Raw genomic sequence first — 15145 nt, forward strand, 5'->3', positions numbered from 1 at the left:
TTATCTGGACAATATACCCGGGGATTATGAGTATTTATTTATTGCGACGACTATATATGTATTTAATAAAATAGATATAGATCTGGAGGAACTGATGGAATACGCAAGAGAATTAAGGCTTGAGAGGAGGGAAGATATAATGACTTTAGCGGAGAGATTGCGGAGAGAAGGAAGAGAAGAGGGAAGAAAAGAGGGGAGAGAAGAGGGAAGAAAAGAGGGAAGAGAGGAAGCAGCCCTGAATGCTTTGCGAGAAGGATTAGATGTAAAACTTATTTCTAGATTGACAGGACTTTCTGTAGAGAGGATAGAGGAGTTAAAGGAGAATTTGAATTAAACAGTACAGGGGATGGCTTAAAGGCTAAACAGCACAAAAGAAACGTCCCTTTTTCTTTTTTTGCTAAAGACATGCTTGAAAATCAAAAAAGTAAAGTAGTTGAGGATACAGCTCATTTCCCAAGGTTAAATTTTTGAGTTCAGGATTTTGTTCCCACACCCTACTTTAGTATGCCTCCTAAATCCTGACACGAACAAGCCAAGTCGAAAAGGGCTTGCTTTTATTTTAGAAGTTTAAAATTAGAGTTTGGTAGTTTAAGATATATTTAAAAAGATTACGGGCATAGAGATTGTATACAACAATACAAATTTAAAATATTTTGCCCTAAAAAAGCTTGCAGGGAGTTGGTTTGTTGGTGGCCTGTACCAGATTTATTATTAAAAGAAATGATTTTTTGTTTCGTGATACTGTAGCTTATTTTCACCAATATTATACCGGTTATGGAGAACCTAATAATCCTAATTTTTTAAACACTTTGAAAAATACTTTTAATAGGGAACCGATAGAGGCACTGATTGAGGCCAGGAATAAAGTTATAGATATTCTAGTATCTGATATACCAGAAATTATACGAGGCCGAGAAGATGAAAACTGGATTATGGTTTGTGTACCCAGGGCTAAAGCTTTAGATACATATAATAAGCAAACACAGCTTATGTTTCAAGAAGCGGTAAGCATAGCAGCCCAAAATATAAAAGGTGTTATTGACGGCACAGGATATATAAGAAGAATAAAAAATACCCGTACTACGCATATTAGAAGTCCTAAGATTCCAAATGACGGCCCTGATCCTTATCCAGGCATAACAATTGCAACCTGTCAAATTAATAGAGATAAAATAAAGGGAAAGAAGATTATACTTGTAGATGACGTCTATACCCAAAATGTTAATGTAGATGAAGACTGCATACAGGCATTATATGATTGTGGAGCTGATGAGATAATATTTTATGCAATCGGTTATACAAGGAGGAATCTATGAAGTATTCTGATATTGCTTTGAAAGTTTTAGCTGCCCGGGAATGTGGGATTATAAAAACGGCAAGCCAGTTTTGGAAAAAATTTTATACTAAAGAGGCTTTTGAAAAAGCAATATTGAATGATGAGCGGCTGCATAGTCAAATAAATACGGTTTCGGAAAAGATAATAGATGAAATTGTCTCTGCGCAAAAAGAAGGGGGCATAATTTGTGCTTATGATGCTGATTTTCCGGTTATTAATAGAATGGTTAGGAATGATTCGGAAAAACCGTTTTTATTGTTTTATAAAGGAGATTTATCATTATTAAATGACTTGAATCGAAATGTAGCTGTGGTAGGATTGGTAGATCCTGCAGCTCAAATTATTGAGAGGGAAAAGAAAGTAGTTAAGATGCTGGTTGAAGATGGTAATGTAATAGTAAGCGGATTAGCCCTGGGTTGTGACACTGTTGCGCATAAAGTTTGCCTGGAAGCAGGTGGTAAAACCATTGCTATTTTGCCTTCTACGCTTTATAAAATATATCCTGCTGCTAACTATAAGCTGGCAGAGGATATTGTTGCCGGAGGAGGATTATTAATATCGGAATATTATCGGGAACCGGCGACAAAACATGAGGCGATTAAGCGTTTTGTGGAGAGAGATAGGTTGCAGGCCATGTTTGCCAAGGCTATTATTCTGATAGCTAGTTACAGAAAAGGGGAAGGAGATAGTGGTTCACGTCATGCCATGGAGGCTGCAATCAGATATGGCATAGATAGGTATGTTATGTATGATGGTAATATAGATGAAAATGATAGCATGTTTGGCTTGAATAAAGATTTATTAAATGCTAATAAGGCAAAAGTTTTGACCCCAAAGGAGATTCACTTTATAAAAACCATAAAAAAATCTGATTTAACTAGAGAAAACTGGAAAACCTTTGGTGACCAGATTACACTATGGTGATTCTTTAAATAGCAACACACAGGGACAGTTCTTTTGTGCTGTAATGAAAAGTCCCTTTAAGACACATAGAAACCTTCCTTCCTGCCCGGGAGGAGGAAAAACTTGCGGTGTATCAGCGCACCCTGTCAGAAGTGGAGGATGCTGTTTTTCTGTCCGTAAAAAGGAGTGATGATCATGCAGATACCCCCGTTGATGCCGAATGTCCCAAATGGAAAGATTGACCTGACCAAACCCAAGCCAAAGGCTTATGTTAGCGTTTACTCTTCTGGCAGGAAAATGGAGATTTTTGCCGAATAACCACAAAGATGGCAGCTAAAATTGGGAAATCCTTATAGAATGTATAGAGAGAATACTGCCTGAGAGGAGGGAAGATATAATGACTTTAGCGGAGAGATTGCGGAGAGAAGGAAGAGAAAAGGGAAGAGAAGAGGGGAGAGAAGAGGGAAGAAAAGAGGGAAGAGAGGAAACAGCTCTAAATGCTTTGCGAGAAGGATTAGATGTAAAGCTTATTTCTAGATTGACAGGACTTTCAGTAGAGAGAATAGAGGAGTTAAAGAAAAATTTGAATTAAACAGTACAGGGGATAACTTAAAGTCTAAACAGCACAAAAGAAACGTCCCCTTGTGCTTGGACAACGGCTTTTATACCCTGTCTACATGGCTATTTTAGTAAAAAGTTTGGGGGGTTAAATTATGGGCCAGTATGTCGAATATAACAAAATGATCGATGAAATAATTTCCCTTTTATCCCTCATCGAAAAAATACTGATGAAGCTAAAAAGAAATTTTTCTATGTTGCCCTATGAGGAAAAGGTAAAAATTATTAATTCTTGTTTTTTGGGCATAACTATCATTAAATTTATACTGCGGTCTATATCAGAAAGGAATTTAAAGGATGTTGTGCTTCCTTTAACTACCAGACTTGAGCTTGCCAACCAAAAAGTGGTGGAAGCCTGTAAAAAAGAAAACCCGGAGCAATTAGAAATCATCTTAAATACTGAAATTCTGCCAGCATTTATAGAATGGAAATCCGAATTAGAAAAAACCTTTTCCCCGTATATTTCATCTTAGAAATACTTTTTCATTTGGGGACGGTTCTTTTTTTAAAAACTGTTACGAATCGTAACGTTGGTCTGAATCTACGCTTATGAGAAGGGCGAAATTCTGAAAGGAGGTGGAAACATGAGCCAGGAAAGACTTAAAGAAAAATTTGCAGAATACAAAAAAGCGGTATACAAACTTAAGGAAGCATTGGAAGAAGACGTATCCAATCCCTTGCTTTATGACGGGGTAATACAGCGTTTCGAGTTTACTTATGAGTTGGCCTGGAAATTAATGAAGCTATACCTTGAATCTGAAGGTATCGTAACTGTAAACTCACCAAGGTCAGCTTTTAAAGAGGCGTTTGCAGTGGGAATTATCACAGAAGGCGAAACCTGGATAGACATGATAAATGCCCGTAATCTGACCGTTCACACATATAACGAGCAGATGGCCAAAGAAATATATGACAGAGTGAAAGATAAATATTATCCCGTGTTTTTTGCTTTTGCTAACAAAATGGGGGAGAAAATCAAATGAATTTTGGGTTGCCGGAACAAATTATCCAGGCGATAAAAAAAGAATTGCAAAAAAGAGAAAATGTGACCAGAGCAATAATTTTCGGCTCCCGGGCCCGGGGGGATTACAGATATAATTCCGACATTGATCTGGCTGTTTACGGTGAAGGTAGAATATCGCCTGATTTATGGCTGGATCTGGACGAAGCAGTGGGCATCTACAAAATCGACGTCATAGACATGAACAGTTCCCTGGACGAAAATCTGCGCCGGGTAATTGAAGAACAAGGTATCGAAGTTTACCGCCGCAACTGAGTAACTAAAACCATAAAAACAGGCGATAACTATTTAACTACCAAAACCATAACAAAAGACGCCGGAAAGATCCTCTGTCTTGGGTTCACCTAAATAAGGATTTTTGAGGATTTCGTCGACAGCTTTTTGGAAGGCCGCTTTGAGGGATTTGTCTTTCAATTTTTTTAAAAAGCGGGCAGCAGGAGGCAGAATAATCAACTTAGGCATTATTTACCCTCCTGACCAAAAACTTCTTTATAGGTGGAAGATTCAGCTTTTCCGGCAGTAGCAAGGCGGGCTTCTTCCAGCAAGCGTTTGACATCAGGACGGACCTGACGCCGCATGGCTTTAAACTTTTCAAGAAGCTCCTGCCTGGAAAAACCTTGGGCTATTAAATCGGCCAGGATTTCTTCATCAAATTCGCCGGAGTTATCGCGGACAGGTCGGATAACCAGGGCATTGTTTTGGAGATAGCACTTCACTTCCTTGTGAATCTCTCCTGCCCCTTTGAAGATAAAGAAAGGCGCCTGGCGGCGGCGTACTTAATCAAACTGACTTAGAAAGACGGCGGGTTCTTTGGCAGGAACTGGCGAGGCTGCAAAGTCGGCGATATTGCGCGTGATGATGCATTCCGCCCTGATACGCCTGGCACACTGCGCGATGAGTGCGTCTTCGAAGTCCTTCATTTCAAGCTCCAGCGCGCCGAGGACATCCGCCTTTCCCACATCGGCGATATCCAGAATGGAGCATAGCGTACGGATGGCTTCTAGCGTTTTTTCTCTTCCGGCTGCTTTCCTGACCACATAGTAGATATCGGTGATGGTGCTGGCGGTAAGAAAGCCTTCGACCTTGCCGCTTCTGCAGAGTTCCAGCACCTGTTCAGCATGATCCGCGAAAGGCATCCGATCGACAAGGTAGTCGATGATGACATTTGTATCAATTAGGATCTTCATTATACTTTGCCAGCCTTTCTTTGCGTATCTCATTCCGGGTGACATCGGTTCCCTTTAAAATGCCGCGCAGGGATTTGAGAGCTTCTTTCTTTTTGCCTTCGACGTTTGTAAGGAGCGCAACGTCTTTGCCGTTGCGAGTGATTATTATGTCCTCAAAAGCGGCGCGCTCGATATACTTACTCATGTTCATCTTAAATTCAGTGGCTGAAACGCGCATATTGTTCACTCCTTTTGCTTGCATTATGGTCAATTACATTATATGCATTTTGTTCGATTTAGTAAATATTATTTTGTTCAATTAGATTCAACTGCCTACGCCCTGAAAATGCTGCAGGAAGAAATAGAAGACGATACAAAGCTGGGCAAAAGAGGTATGGTTTGTGTATCTAGGGCTTTATCATCATACATTTCATCATGAGCCTGTGTACGCGATGCCACTCGGTAATAACAGCGAAAGAAAACAGGCGCGGGAGATAAAGAAAGGCCGCCCGGCAGGCGGACGGCCAAAGCCCTATTTGTTTTTAAGAAAATCATCCAGCAGCACCGCCCTGACCGGCGAACCGCTGAAGTTCTTAACGTTCCGGGTGATGATGCATTCCATCTTGTTGCGCCTGGCACATGCGGCAAGCAGTGCGTCTTCATAATCCGCCATTGGCAGTTCCAGCGCTTTTTTGCAGTCGGAACCGGTAACGTCAAGGATGCCGAAGATTTTTATTAGTTTAAAGATTTCCTGCTTGCACCGCTCATTGTCGTGCAGGTGCCTGTGAAGAAGGTAATAGATGTCCGTAATGGAACTTGCGGTTATATAAGCATTTATTTTTTCTTCAGCGGCCATAATGAAGAGTTTTTGCGCGGCTTCGGCAAAAGGAGAACGCGAAAGCATGGCGTCCAAAACAACGTTTGTGTCAATCAATACGTTCATGGCGGCTTAAACGCTCCTCTCTCGCCTGCTCCAATGAAGCGTTGGCGGGCAGTATGCCGAACAGGGACTTTGCCATTTCGACCTTGTCCTGTTTAATATTTGTAAGCTTGGCGATGGTTTTGCCGTTTTTGGTGATATATATGTCTTCTTTGGACGCAAGGGCAAGATACTTGCCTATGTTTTTCTTAAACTCGGTTGCAGTTATTTGCATGGATGCAACCTCCTTGCACAAATATTAGCATTTTATTTCCTAATATCATTATAGTAAACAGCACGATTATGTCAATATAAATCGCACAATATTGCTTTAGAAATCGTGCGGCAGGAGGCAAAATCTCTGGTGAAGCAGTTTTATGTAACAGGCGGCTCGGCTCCCGGATCTATTCGGGACGGCTTTGTAAGCATCCATGTAGTGGGGAGGGTCTGATATGGTTTTTAGATTGCAGCTAGAGTAATAAGAACTGATAACCGGCCGCAGTTTATGTCAGCTAAATTTGCAAAAACTTGCCAGGAATTAAAATTGATACATGAGAGAATACCCGTAAGAACTCCTAATATGAATGCGTCTATAGAGGCATTTCATTGTTCTAAGCTTAATTTTAGTGATAAAGCGTTGTCGTTTATTGTCAGAAAATTTTTACTTACGGGAAAGAGTAAGATATTGCCAAAAGGATAAAATTGTCATAAAATTAAATTAATAACCATATAATTTTTTTCTATAATTATGTAAAAGAAAGGAAGTGATAGTTTTAATTTGTATAAATTTAAAAAAATGACAAGAATTATATAGGAATAGTGGTGGATGTTTAAGTATGCCCGTATTTTGGTTTTTAAAATGCAGTTTACCTATGTGTGAGTGTTTTTAATCCCGATCTTGAAATAGCACACCCATTTGCCAGTAACTTTCCTTCTTTATCCCATCTTATACGAGTACGAGCTACATATCTGCATCATATGCCTAGCATATGCAATTAATTTTTCCAGCATTAATGGTAATCAGAGGCTTTAAATGTCGGAACAAAAAAGAAAGTCAGTGTATTTTATATTGGTTTTTCAGGGGATGGCTGCAAGGTATTATTTTCAGGCCAAAGGGATCAATTTTGGAGATTGTTAGCTGTTAAACAAAATTAAGTGAAGAGATAGGAATACGAGTATTGCAAGTTTGGGGAGAATGTAATCCTGTGGACATCAAAAGTTGCAGCCTTTGGGCAGTGCTGGTGAGTGAAGCAGGAATTCTGGGGTAGATATTTTTTCTATAAAAGGGAACGGTTAAATAGATAGAGAAAGGGCCTATTACTGGTATATACGGGGAGGGGTTACAATGAATATAGAGCAGCTGGAAATTTTTATGACTATTGCCAAGGTTAAGAGCTTTACCCGAGCGGCCAAGATACTTAATTTTACTCAGCCAGCTATAAGTTCACAGATTAAGCAGCTGGAAAAGCATTATAATGTCAGGCTTTTTGAGCGGGGAAGCAATGGAGTGACCCTGACGGAAGCGGGAAGAAAGTTTTATGAATATGCGGAGAAGATAATGCATCTATACAGTGAAATGGAAAGCGAAATAGCAAGGGTTAGCGGGCACAAGAAAGAATTGATAAAACTGGGAGCCAGTTTTTCTCCGGGAAATTATTTTTTACCCACGGCGATAAAGAATTTTAAAGGTAACTATCCTCAGGCATATATAAGGGTGAATATTGGCCATTCGGATGAGATTGTAGAAGGTTTACAGGAAAGGGTTTTGGATATTGGAGTAGTAGAGGGAGAGATAAAAGAGGCTCGGGATCTTGAAAGGTATAAGGTTTCCAGCAACCAGCTGATCCTGGTGGCTGATATCCATTCCCGCTGGAGGAATGTAGATGAGATTGCGATTGCCGAACTGGTAAACGAGCCTTTTATTACCCGGGAAGAAGAATGCAGCCTGCGCTATTTTTTAAATTCCTATTTAAAAACTTTAGGTTATGATATGAATGATATGAATATAATCATGGAGCTTACCAACTGGGAGGCGATAAAACAGGCGGTTATGAAGAATTTAGGCCTGGCGGTGATTCCCTATCCGGTAGTCGAAAGAGAACTTAAGGAGAGAAAGCTCAAGAGGATAAGGCTAAAAGACGGAGAATTGAGGTTTACCTGGGATACCGAGGTTCTCATCCGCAGAGATGAAAAACTTACCGGGCTTAAAAAGGTGTTTTTTGACTTTCTCATCTCTCCATATATGGTATGGAAAACGGAAGAAGAGCTGGTGGAAAGGAACAAGATGCTTTTTATATAGATTCTTTGTTAGTAGTTGAGGTAGCAGGTATTAGTGGGGTTAAATACCTGCCACTTTTTTGTACTATCTACCATGTTGTAAATACAATTAGTGAACACTTTGTAAAATGCTTTCCCGAAAGTAAGCGGTGGATATTATATTTTTGCGGCCTGGTTTTGAAACAGGAAAATTAACCTTTGTGTCATTTTGTGCAGGCTGTAATTAATAAGAGTGGAGGAGAAGTAGTATCCTCAAAAAATAAAAAAACAGGGAGGGTTAAGATTGAAAAGAAAAAATCTAGTTTATCTTTTACTGGTTGTTTTTTTTAGTTTTTCTATCATGGTTACAGGTTGTGGGAGTTCTTCCAAAGAAGAGGTAGTCATCTATACCTCGGCTGACCAGGTTTTTGCTGAGGCTATACTTAAGGATTTTGAAAAGGAAACCGGTATAAAGGTTAAAGCTGTTTACGATGTGGAAGCTACTAAGACTACCGGGCTGGTTAATCGCCTGATAGCCGAAAAGAATAAGCCGCAGGCAGATGTTTTTTGGAATTCTGAATTTGCCCAGACTTTACTGCTGAAAGAAAATGGAGTGCTGGCTTCTTACATATCGCCTTCAGCCAGCGATATTCCGGAAAACTTTAAAGATACTGAAGGCATGTGGACTGCTTTTGGAGGCAGGGCCAGGATAATTATAGTAAATACCGAGAAGCTTTCGCCTTCCGAATATCCTTCTTCTATAAAAGACCTTCTGGATCCCCGTTACCCGCCGGATCAGCTGGCTATGGCCTATCCTATGTTCGGAACTACTGCTACGCACGCTGCGGCACTCTATGTTGCCTGGGGCCCGGAAAAGGCGAAAAGTTTCTTTGAACAGGTTAGGGACCGCAGGGTTCAAATTGTAGATGGAAATTCAGTAGTTAAGGATATGGCTGCTGATGGAAGGATCATATGGGGATTAACTGATACTGATGATGCTATCGAAGCTATCAAAAAGGGTGCACCGGTGGACATTATCTATCCGGATCAGGAAGATTTAGGCACTCTTATTATTCCTAATACTGTGGCTATGATAAAAGGAGGTCCCAATCCTGAACAGGCTAAAAAGCTGATAGATTACCTGCTCTCACCTGAAGTAGAGGGGAAACTCCTGGAATCAGGTTTTATTCAGGTTCCCTGCCGTAATCTGGACATAGAGGTGGAGTGGATACCTGAAGAAGGAATACGCAATATGGATGTAGATTTTGAAGAAGTCTATCTAAAGTACACTGATTCCAGAAAGGATATGGAAGCTATTTTTGTCCGCTAATAAGGATGTAAGAGTTAAAAGAGAAAAGAGGAACAGATGATGAATGGGGATGAAAAAAGTTATGATGGGCAGATAGTGCGTACGGAAGCTGAAAAGAGACTTTATATAGCAATAACCATACTGGGGCTGGGTTTGATTTTGATTTCCGTCCTATTTATGATAGGGGAAGCATTTTTTATTAATGCTTCCTTAATAGAAATCTTGTCCTGGCAGAAAAGGATTGTAATATTGCTGGTCCGTACAATAACTCTGGCTATTAGCGCATCAGCAACTGCACTTATATTTGGTTTTATTCTCGCTGCCGCCATGCGCTTCTGGCCTGCAGGACAGAAGGTGCTCTTTTTGCTGCTTCTTTTGGCTTTTCCCATTCCTCCTTATGTACATACCGCCGGATGGAGCCTGGCTTTACAGGCTTTAGGTGCCAGCGGTTATGGCATATTGGTGGCCTGGTGGTGCATGACAGTCAGCCTTTTGTCTTTTTCGGCCCTGATATCTTATGCCATTCTTAATTCTATCGATGAGGAAATTTTAGAAGCTGCTGCTCTGGGGGCTAACGGCCCCCACTGTCTTGTACAGGTAATTCTCCCCCTGGCTATGCCGCTTTTGGTTGCTTCTTTTCTTTTTATTTTTTGTCTTAACCTTATGGACTACACCATACCTTCTCTTTGCCAGGTCAATGTATATTCCCTGCACCTGTTTGCTGATTTTTCTATTTTTGCTCAGGCAGGAAGAACTCTGCTTCTTTCTCTCCCTTTATTCCTGGCAGGGCTTCCTCTTTTATTATTAGCGGGCAGAGGTATGAAAAAATTTGGGGTTACGATAAGAACCGGACAGCGAAGTGAACTGAATCTGGAGTGGCCTGCTAGTTATAAAATAGCTGCCGGATTTTCTTTTCTGGTATTTATATCTGTCCTCGGGATACCGCTGGTGAATCTTATTATACAGGTGTGGACATCGGGAATAACAGTTCATCTGTTTAATTTCGGGACTTCTCTGGCATATTCGCTGATAATAGCAGCTTTTGTTGCTATGTTGTCAGTACTCATTGGTTATCCGGTAGCAGTTTTAATAAGCGAATACCCCAGATGGGGAACGATTTTGTGGCCCTTACTTTTACTGCCCTGGTTAATACCGGCTTCCTTAAACGGAGCCGGCTGGATTGCAGCTGCCCAAACTATTCCTTACTTTTCAGGCACCAGCCTGCTTTTAATCCTGGGAGAGCTGGCGCGCTTTTTATCAGTGGCTGTCCTTTTAATCTGGGGATTTTATTTGCGTCTGGATTATGAAGTTGTCAATGCCGGCCGTCTTTTTTCTCCCTGCTGGCTTTATGCGCTGTGGAAGGTAGAACTGCCTCTTTTGGCTCCTGGTATCCTGGCCGGATCTCTTATCGTTGCGGCTTTAACCCTGGGCGAACTGGGAACAACCATACTGCTGGTTCCTCCAGGTTTTGAAACCCTTACTTTGCGCATATACAACTATATGCATTACGGAGCTCATGATCATGTGGCTGCAGCCTGTCTGGCCATGATGATTTTAACCATGTTTTTAGGCTGGGCTGCGGCCGTTTCTCTTCGCATCTCCCGGGCAGGAAATTAAGTGAGAGGGGGGGACAGATTGCGGGAAATAAAAGTTTTAGAGGTAATTAAACTGGGCAAAAATTTTGGCTTAAAGCCTATACTTAAGGAAATTGATTTGACTGTGGCCCGGGGGGAAAGGGTAGCTATATTAGGAGATTCAGGCTGTGGCAAAACTACCCTTCTCAAAACTATTGCCGGGTTTTATCTTCCCCATACAGGTGAAATCAGAGTAGAAGGGAAAATTATCAGCCGTCCCGGGTGGGCACTTTTCCCCAACCGGCGACATATGTCCATGGTTTTTCAGTCTGCAGCTCTCTTTCCTCATATGACGGTAGAGGAAAATATAGGATTTGGCAACCGAAAGGATGGAAAAGTTAGTGCACGGGTTAAGGAAATAGCCGAAGCTTTTAGGATTGATTCTTTACTTAAATCTTACCCCCATTCCATATCGGGAGGGCAAGCCCGGCGGGTAGCCCTGGCCAGGGCCCTGGCCGCTGAGCCTTCTTATCTTCTTATGGATGAACCTTTTACTAACCTGGATAGGGAATTAAAAAGTGATGTAATGACTTATGTTAAGAATTTTGCTCAGGAACGTAATATCGGAGTAATTATGGTAACCCATCAGGAAGAAGAAGCTCGTTATCTGGCCGACATGGTTTATGTGATGGAGGAGGGGAAACTTGAGGTGGAGAAAAGATGAAAGGGCTAAGGGGCTATCGCTATGTTCTGCTGCTTTTTTTAGTTATAACGCTGTCTTCGCTGGGGGCTCTGGTTCTGCCTTCGATCTGGCAAAAAGAAGAAAAGCTTTTGACTACTGTAATACGTCCTCCGCGCGAGGTTTCAGCCTTAGCTGTGAAGGATGGCAAAATATGGGCCGGGGGAAGCGAAGGTTTATACTGGATAGATATGAATACCTGCCAGGCCAAAAAAATGTCTTTTCCTGGTTATAAAATTTCGGATATAAGAAGCCTTTTGCTGGACCATGAAGGCATTTTATGGATAGGTTCATTTAACGGACTTTACACCTGGGATGGCAATCAGCTTGTCAAAAAGGAAGGACTCCCTGACCAGCGGGTAAACTGTATTTTTAAGGATGATGCAAATAATATCTGGGTAGGTACCTGGCAGGGAGCTGCAGTATACCAGAACGGCGTTTGGAAGGTATATGGAGAAAAAGAAGGATTGATCTCCGATATGGTTAATACAATATTTCAGGATTCCCGGGGCTGGATGTGGTTTGGTTCTTATGCAGTGCGGAAAGGGGGGGTTAGCTGCTGGGATGGTCAAAACTGGCATATTTTTGATTTTCCTCAATTTCTTTCTAACAGCAATGTTTGTGATATTCTGGAAGATCATCAGGGAAGGGTTTGGGTAGCTACCGGTTTTGTTAACAAAGGAGGAGCAAGTTGTTTTGTAGTCCGGGATGGAAAGCCAGTTTTCTCACATTTTCTTACTGTAGAAGATGGTCTGGCCGGAGAAAAGGTGCGGTCTATTTTTATAGATAGCAAAAAACGCCTGTGGTTCTGTTCTGAATTTGATGGAGTTGCTATCTGGGATGGCCGGGAATTTAGAATTATAAGCCGAAAAAACGGACTCAGCGGCAATGAAGTAAAAGATATGTTTGAAGATAGAGAGGGTAATTTCTGGCTGGCTACTGAGAATGGAATAACCAGGATAGAGAAAGGAGGTATATAATCGTGCAGTGTAATAATTGCGGAACTTATTTGCCGGATGCAGCTAAATTCTGCACCCGATGTGGGGCTCCTGCCTCAAATGTGCTTAAATGTTCTGCCTGTGGCCGGAAACTAAATTCTAAGGACCAATTTTGCCCTGGCTGCAAGCAACCAGTTACAGGCGGCAAGATGTCTGATATATCTGGTCAGTCTGAAAATCATTATGGAAATATTCCGGAACCTCCTCCGCTGCCTTCGTTTTCACCACCACCTCCACCACCTCCACCTCCACCAACTCCACCAACTCCACCACCTCCTCCCCTGCCTCCATCCGGAGAACGGATTTCTTCTGCTGGAGAGCAGAAAGACAGAATTTTGCTTACCTGGAGTAGTTTTTTTAAGCTGGTTATCCGGAGGACCGGGCAGGAAATAATACACAGTATTCCTATGATGGTGGGGATTTTTTTGGTCAGCATGCTGCTTCATGCTTTTTTACTGGTATATTATAATGAGGGATTTGCTGGTAGAACCTGGCTGGGGGTTCAAATGCTGGCCATCAGGGGAAATATTATATCAAGTACGCTTCTGTGGATGCTGGTTTCAGGCTTTTTATTTGTGGCTCTGCCCCGGATAAGGCAGATAGGATGGGGAGCATTTTTAGCTGAAACAGCCAAAATCCCTGGAATTATGGCGCAGTATGTAAAAAAGGCAGGAGATAACGGTTTTTTACTCTTGATGTCAGGAATGGGAGTCGCATTAGTTATTTCCAGCATACTAAGCTCTACTACCAGTCTGTTCATGGCTTTAGGGTTGGCCGCTGTTTTTGCCAGTCCACTGGGCCGGGTTTTAGCTATACTTATACAGAGCAGCTGGATAATACTGGTCGCAAGAATTAATCCTGAACAGGCACAAATTCAGGCTTCTTTTGGAATTATTCCTGCTTATGTGACTATGGCAGGGAGTACAGCAGGATTTTTACTGGCCACTGTTCTACCTTTTCCTGGATGGACGGGAATTATTCTTTTAATTGTAGTAGCTCTTATACTTTATAACCAGAATCGCCCTGGTGGGAATACATCAACTGGTATGTTGTTTTGGTTAATAACCTTTTCTGTTATATTTCTTAAGGCTAAAGGAGTTTTGGCTCATGATGGAGGATGGACAGAAGCAGGCAGAGACTTCAATTCCTGGCTCCGAAGCGAAGGTGCCATGAGAGCTTTACTTCATGGATTAGGTCCTTCTATCGGAGCTGCGGTTGGACCGGCTTTGATTAAGGTTTTATCAGGTATTTCTCCTGCCAATTTTGAAATTCCGACTGCACAAGACAGCAAGGCAGATGAGCAGGAAGCACCTGCAGCTGAACCAGCAGAACCAGAAGAATTTGATTTGGAAACATATGAAACTGAGACGGAAGAAATGAAACCCGAAGATAAAGCTGGTGATGATGGTTATGATGAAGAAGGCTATGATAGCAGCGGCTATGACCGCCATGGTTATGATCGTGATGGTTATGACCGTGATGGCTATGACCGCAGTGGCTATAATCGGGAAGGCTATGACCGGGATGGCTATGACCGCAATGGCTATGACCGGGAAGGTTATGACCGCAGGGGATTTAATGCCGAAGGCTATGACCGTGATGGCTATGACCGCAGTGGCTTTGATAGACATGGTTATGACCGCAATGGTTATGATCGTGATGGTTATGACATCAGAGGATTTGACCGCAATGGAATAAACAGAGAGGGAAAAACATTTGACCAGGTTATACAGGAACTGAGAGAAAAGATGGAAAGACTGGAGAAAGAACAGGCAGCAGCCAGCAGATCCTCCTGGCGGTGGGGTATAATAGCCTCTGCTACTGAATGGATACAATACGGGGCGGATAAGTCAATTGATGTTTTAGAGAAAGTCACTGGACCCGCCGGACAAAAGGTAAAATCAGCCTATACCGTATTGAAAGGCACAGCTGAAGGACTCGGAACGGCTATAGCAGAAGGAGGAGACTATATGAAACACATGGCCAGAGGAACCTTAAAAGGGGTCACCGATTTAGGAGTTGATAAGATAAAAGATTGGGGATTTGGCAAGCTTGGAGATATTACAGGTGGTAAATTACCCGGATTTAAGGATTATTCGCCTTTTAACCCTAAGGATGCAGCATGGGCTGAAGCCCGGACAGGTTTTATTAAAGACGCTCTCCTGGGCAAGGGAGTAGATGAAAGCGTAAGTAGTATGGTACGTGATAAATTTACTACTGCCGTTAAAGGTGTTGTTCAGGATACGATTCGGGATAAATTTACGAAAGACCCGGTTATGGATAGGCTTTTTGGAAAGGGGGATTAA

The 15145-nt window shown here is 41.9% G+C and carries 19 protein-coding genes and 3 pseudogenes; 15 read left to right on the forward strand and 7 right to left on the reverse strand.

The window, feature by feature from the left end:
* The 7 genes and pseudogenes from BUB92_RS11675 to BUB92_RS01345 form a co-directional block, all read left to right on the forward strand.
* Positions 1-334: pseudogene (locus BUB92_RS11675) on the forward strand (hypothetical protein); the annotation flags it as partial.
* Positions 335-689: 355 nt separating this feature from the next.
* The gene (locus BUB92_RS01320; RefSeq protein ID WP_143156829.1) at positions 690-1316 is read left to right on the forward strand and encodes an amidophosphoribosyltransferase; all 627 of its coding nucleotides are present in this window, start codon (positions 690-692) and stop codon (positions 1314-1316) included.
* Positions 1313-2260 (forward strand): DNA-processing protein DprA, encoded by a 948-nt coding sequence (locus tag BUB92_RS01325; protein ID WP_073089155.1) that lies wholly within the window; start codon positions 1313-1315, stop codon positions 2258-2260. The genes BUB92_RS01320 and BUB92_RS01325 overlap by 4 nt, the downstream gene beginning before the upstream one ends.
* A gap of 376 nt (positions 2261-2636) precedes the next feature.
* Positions 2637-2831 (forward strand): hypothetical protein, encoded by a 195-nt coding sequence (locus BUB92_RS11680; protein ID WP_073089157.1) that lies wholly within the window; start codon positions 2637-2639, stop codon positions 2829-2831.
* A 121-nt stretch (positions 2832-2952) separates the two neighbouring features.
* Positions 2953-3330 carry a DUF8042 domain-containing protein gene (locus tag BUB92_RS01335; RefSeq protein WP_073089158.1) on the forward strand — a complete coding sequence of 126 codons (378 nt, stop codon included), beginning with the start codon at positions 2953-2955 and terminating at the stop codon, positions 3328-3330.
* A 111-nt stretch (positions 3331-3441) separates the two neighbouring features.
* On the forward strand, positions 3442-3840 hold the full coding sequence (locus BUB92_RS01340; protein WP_073089160.1) for a nucleotidyltransferase substrate binding protein: 399 nt from the start codon (positions 3442-3444) through the stop codon (positions 3838-3840).
* Positions 3837-4133, forward strand: coding sequence for a nucleotidyltransferase family protein (locus BUB92_RS01345; RefSeq protein ID WP_073089162.1), 297 nt, complete (start codon positions 3837-3839; stop codon positions 4131-4133). Before BUB92_RS01340 ends, BUB92_RS01345 begins: the two co-directional genes overlap by 4 nt.
* 33 nt (positions 4134-4166) lie before the next feature.
* Here the strand turns inward: BUB92_RS01345 and BUB92_RS01350 are convergent, their stop codons facing one another.
* From BUB92_RS01350 to BUB92_RS01380, 6 genes are all read right to left on the reverse strand, one after another.
* Positions 4167-4340, reverse strand: a complete 174-nt coding sequence (locus BUB92_RS01350) for a type II toxin-antitoxin system RelE/ParE family toxin (protein ID WP_084728263.1) — start codon at positions 4338-4340, stop codon at positions 4167-4169.
* A complete protein-coding gene (locus BUB92_RS01355; RefSeq protein ID WP_242938970.1) occupies positions 4340-4594 on the reverse strand; it encodes an AbrB/MazE/SpoVT family DNA-binding domain-containing protein in 255 nt (84 codons plus the stop codon). Before BUB92_RS01355 ends, BUB92_RS01350 begins: the two co-directional genes overlap by 1 nt.
* Positions 4595-4654: 60 nt before the next feature.
* Positions 4655-5065 (reverse strand): PIN domain-containing protein, encoded by a 411-nt coding sequence (locus tag BUB92_RS01360; RefSeq protein ID WP_073089165.1) that lies wholly within the window; start codon positions 5063-5065, stop codon positions 4655-4657.
* The gene (locus BUB92_RS01365; protein ID WP_073089167.1) at positions 5049-5282 is read right to left on the reverse strand and encodes a type II toxin-antitoxin system Phd/YefM family antitoxin; all 234 of its coding nucleotides are present in this window, start codon (positions 5280-5282) and stop codon (positions 5049-5051) included. Before BUB92_RS01365 ends, BUB92_RS01360 begins: the two co-directional genes overlap by 17 nt.
* 294 nt (positions 5283-5576) lie before the next feature.
* Positions 5577-5987 (reverse strand): PIN domain-containing protein, encoded by a 411-nt coding sequence (locus tag BUB92_RS01375; RefSeq protein WP_073089171.1) that lies wholly within the window; start codon positions 5985-5987, stop codon positions 5577-5579.
* Complete coding sequence (locus tag BUB92_RS01380; protein ID WP_073089173.1) at positions 5971-6198, reverse strand: type II toxin-antitoxin system Phd/YefM family antitoxin; 228 nt, start codon at positions 6196-6198, stop codon at positions 5971-5973. The genes BUB92_RS01375 and BUB92_RS01380 overlap by 17 nt, the downstream gene beginning before the upstream one ends.
* A 243-nt stretch (positions 6199-6441) precedes the next feature.
* On the opposite strand from BUB92_RS01380, the pseudogene BUB92_RS11785 reads away from it, so the two are divergent.
* From BUB92_RS11785 to BUB92_RS12000, 7 genes and pseudogenes are all read left to right on the forward strand, one after another.
* A pseudogene (locus BUB92_RS11785) lies at positions 6442-6570 on the forward strand (IS3-like element ISHahy4 family transposase); the annotation flags it as partial.
* Positions 6571-7308: 738 nt separating this feature from the next.
* Positions 7309-8262, forward strand: a complete 954-nt coding sequence (locus BUB92_RS01390) for a LysR family transcriptional regulator (protein WP_073089177.1) — start codon at positions 7309-7311, stop codon at positions 8260-8262.
* 261 nt (positions 8263-8523) lie between these two features.
* Positions 8524-9549 (forward strand): extracellular solute-binding protein, encoded by a 1026-nt coding sequence (locus BUB92_RS01395; protein WP_200774175.1) that lies wholly within the window; start codon positions 8524-8526, stop codon positions 9547-9549.
* 36 nt (positions 9550-9585) lie between these two features.
* Positions 9586-11145, forward strand: coding sequence for an ABC transporter permease (locus tag BUB92_RS01400; protein WP_084728265.1), 1560 nt, complete (start codon positions 9586-9588; stop codon positions 11143-11145).
* 18 nt (positions 11146-11163) lie between these two features.
* Positions 11164-11826, forward strand: a complete 663-nt coding sequence (locus BUB92_RS01405) for an ATP-binding cassette domain-containing protein (protein ID WP_073089180.1) — start codon at positions 11164-11166, stop codon at positions 11824-11826.
* Positions 11823-12821 (forward strand): ligand-binding sensor domain-containing protein, encoded by a 999-nt coding sequence (locus BUB92_RS01410; protein WP_073089182.1) that lies wholly within the window; start codon positions 11823-11825, stop codon positions 12819-12821. Before BUB92_RS01405 ends, BUB92_RS01410 begins: the two co-directional genes overlap by 4 nt.
* Positions 12822-12823: 2 nt before the next feature.
* Positions 12824-12952, forward strand: a pseudogene (locus BUB92_RS12000) (zinc-ribbon domain-containing protein); the annotation flags it as partial.
* A gap of 22 nt (positions 12953-12974) precedes the next feature.
* Here the strand turns inward: BUB92_RS12000 and BUB92_RS11920 are convergent.
* On the reverse strand, positions 12975-13103 hold the full coding sequence (locus tag BUB92_RS11920; protein WP_278280483.1) for a hypothetical protein: 129 nt from the start codon (positions 13101-13103) through the stop codon (positions 12975-12977).
* A gap of 71 nt (positions 13104-13174) precedes the next feature.
* On the opposite strand from BUB92_RS11920, the gene BUB92_RS11685 reads away from it, so the two are divergent.
* The gene (locus BUB92_RS11685) at positions 13175-15145 is read left to right on the forward strand and encodes a hypothetical protein (protein ID WP_242938971.1); all 1971 of its coding nucleotides are present in this window, start codon (positions 13175-13177) and stop codon (positions 15143-15145) included.

It is taken from the genome of Thermosyntropha lipolytica DSM 11003, assembly GCF_900129805.1.
Classification (GTDB): domain Bacteria; phylum Bacillota; class Syntrophomonadia; order Syntrophomonadales; family Syntrophomonadaceae; genus Thermosyntropha; species Thermosyntropha lipolytica.